Annotated in this window: 1 rRNA gene; it reads right to left on the bottom strand. The window is 56.0% G+C overall.

The annotated features are described in order from the left end of the window. Position 1: 1 nt before the first annotated feature. Positions 2 to 1,712: ribosomal RNA gene (locus HMPREF0083_RS24670) — 23S ribosomal RNA — on the bottom strand; the annotation flags it as partial.

Consider the following 1,712-nt stretch of genomic DNA (forward strand, 5'->3'; position numbering starts at 1 on the left):
TTTGGTTAAGCCCTCGACCGATTAGTATTCGTCAGCTCCGCGTGTTGCCACGCTTCCACCCCGAACCTATCTACCTCATCATCTTTAAGGGGTCTTACCAGCTTATGCTGTGGGAAATCTCATCTTGAGGGGGGCTTCACGCTTAGATGCTTTCAGCGCTTATCCCGGCCGCACATAGCTACCCAGCTGTGCTCCTGGCGGAACAACTGGTGCACCAGCGGTGCGTCCATCCCGGTCCTCTCGTACTAAGGACAGCTCCTCTCAAATTTCCTGCGCCCACGACAGATAGGGACCGAACTGTCTCACGACGTTCTGAACCCAGCTCGCGTACCGCTTTAATGGGCGAACAGCCCAACCCTTGGAACCTACTTCAGCTCCAGGATGCGATGAGCCGACATCGAGGTGCCAAACCTCCCCGTCGATGTGGACTCTTGGGGGAGATAAGCCTGTTATCCCCAGGGTAGCTTTTATCCGTTGAGCGATGGCCCTTCCATGCGGAACCACCGGATCACTAAGCCCGACTTTCGTCCCTGCTCGACTTGTAGGTCTCGCAGTCAAGCTCCCTTGTGCCTTTACACTCTGCGAATGATTTCCATCCATTCTGAGGGAACCTTTGGGCGCCTCCGTTACCTTTTAGGAGGCGACCGCCCCAGTCAAACTGCCCGCCTGACACGGTCCTTCATCCCGGTAAGGGATGCAAGTGAGAAGGCCAGCATTGTCAGGGTGGTATCCCAAGGACGCCTCCACCGAACCTGACGGCCCGGCTTCTACGGCTCCCACCTATCCTGTACAAACAATACCAGCATTCAATATCAGGCTGCAGTAAAGCTCCATGGGGTCTTTCCGTCTTGTCGCGGGTAACCTGCATCTTCACAGGTAGTATGATTTCACCGAGTCTCTTGCCGAGACAGTGCCCAAGTCGTTACGCCTTTCGTGCGGGTCGGAACTTACCCGACAAGGAATTTCGCTACCTTAGGACCGTTATAGTTACGGCCGCCGTTTACTGGGGCTTCGGTTCAAAGCCTCGCACCGAAGGTGCTAACCTTTCCCCTTAACCTTCCAGCACCGGGCAGGCGTCAGCCCCTATACTTCGCCTTGCGGCTTCGCAGAGACCTGTGTTTTTGCTAAACAGTCGCTTGGGCCTTTTCACTGCGGCCCCCTCGCGCTTTGACACGCTACCGGGGCACCCCTTCTCCCGAAGTTACGGGGTCATTTTGCCGAGTTCCTTAGCAAGAGTTTTCTCGCGCGCCTTAGGATTCTCTCCTCGCCTACCTGTGTCGGTTTGCGGTACGGGTACCTCACTCCTCGCTAGAGGCTTTTCTTGGCAGTGTGAGATCAGGGACTTCGCTACTACAATTTCGCTCGCCATCACAGCCTGGCGTTACAGTGTACGGATTTGCCTATACACACGCCTCACTGCTTGGACAGACATATCCAACAGTCTGCTCACCCTACCCTCCTGCGTCCCCCCGTTGCTCAAACGGAGTGGAGGTAGTACAGGAATTTCCACCTGTTGTCCATCGCCTACGCTTTTCAGCCTCGGCTTAGGTCCCGACTAACCCTGGGAGGACGAGCCTTCCCCAGGAACCCTTAGGCTTTCGGCGGAGAGGATTCTCACCTCTCTTTTCGCTACTTACACCGGCATTCTCACTTCCTGCCGCTCCACCAGTCCTTCCGGTCTGACTTCACTGCTGCAGGAACGCTCCCCTACC

It is taken from the genome of Aneurinibacillus aneurinilyticus ATCC 12856 (assembly GCF_000466385.1).
In the GTDB taxonomy this organism is placed as follows: Bacteria; Bacillota; Bacilli; order Aneurinibacillales; family Aneurinibacillaceae; genus Aneurinibacillus; species Aneurinibacillus aneurinilyticus.